Source organism: Streptomyces atriruber (assembly GCF_001418325.1).
Taxonomy (GTDB): Bacteria; Actinomycetota; Actinomycetes; order Streptomycetales; family Streptomycetaceae; genus Streptomyces; species Streptomyces atriruber.
This window is the reverse complement of record NZ_LIPN01000466.1, coordinates 1,271-2,206: the sequence shown is the minus strand read 5'-3', so window position 1 is coordinate 2,206 and position 936 is coordinate 1,271. Positions and strand designations below refer to the sequence as shown.

Sequence of the window (936 nt, the reverse complement as noted above, 5' to 3'; positions counted from 1 at the left end):
CCTGGGCGTGAAGCCCGCCAACGAGTACCTCTTCGTCGTCATCGCCTCGCCCGCCGGTGCCTACTTCCCCGGCGGCGTGAAGCCGGTCTCCATCTGGCTCTCCGAGGACCGCGTGCGTGCCGTCCCCGGCGGCATGGGCGACGCCAAGACCGGCGGCAACTACGCCGCGTCGCTGCTCGCGCAGGCCGNNGAACCTGTACTTCGTGTACGGGAACAAGATCGTCACCCCGACCCTGACGGGCTCGCTGCTGGCGGGCGTCACCCGCGACTCGCTCCTCTCCGTCGCCCGCGACCTCGGCTACGAGTCGGAGGAGGCCCGCGTCTCCATCGACCAGTGGAGGACCGACTCCGAGAACGGCACCCTCACCGAGGTCTTCGCCTGCGGCACGGCCGCGGTCATCACGCCCGTCGGCACGGTCAAGTGCAACGGGGGCGAGTGGCAGCAGAGCGGGGGCGAGCCGGGTGAGGTCACGCTGAAGCTGCGTGAGGCGCTGCTCGACATCCAGCGCGGCAAGGCGGAGGACCGGCACGGCTGGATGCACGAGCTCGGCTGAGGGCTTGGGCGGTGTCCACGGCAGCCCCGCGGCTTGCGCCTGCGGGGCTGTTGCCTTTCCTCCTTCTCGGCCGTGGGTTGTTCTTGGCCGAGCGCGCAGTTCGCCGCGGCCCTGGACGGCGGCCCTGGACGGCGGCCGCGTCGGCCGTCAGCGGGCCGTGAGGGTGAGGGTTCCCGGGGCTGCGGCGCAGGCGGCCCGGAGGGCTGACGCCAGGCTGTCCCGGGTCGGCTCGGGTCCCTCGATCCAGGTCTCCAGTGCCCGGTGGAACGCCGCGACCAGCAGGTCGATCGTCAGCCGTGCCTGCAGGCCGCTCCCGGTCGGCAGGGCGAAGCGGCGGTCCGCCGCGGCGAGTGCCGCCCGGCCCGTGCGGTCGCAGAACGCG

Annotated in this window: 1 protein-coding gene and 2 pseudogenes; 2 read left to right on the top strand and 1 reads right to left on the bottom strand. The window is 73.2% G+C overall.

The window, feature by feature from the left end; genetic code table 11:
• Positions 1 to 188, top strand: a pseudogene (locus AOK03_RS44510) (branched chain amino acid aminotransferase); the annotation flags it as partial.
• Positions 189 to 190: 2 nt separating this feature from the next.
• The coding region (locus AOK03_RS36040; RefSeq protein ID WP_244177884.1) for an aminotransferase class IV at positions 191 to 554 on the top strand (364 nt) is incomplete at its 5' end.
• A 147-nt stretch (positions 555 to 701) separates the two neighbouring features.
• Here AOK03_RS36040 and AOK03_RS43290 read toward each other — a convergent pair.
• Positions 702 to 936, bottom strand: a pseudogene (locus AOK03_RS43290) (TetR/AcrR family transcriptional regulator); the annotation flags it as partial.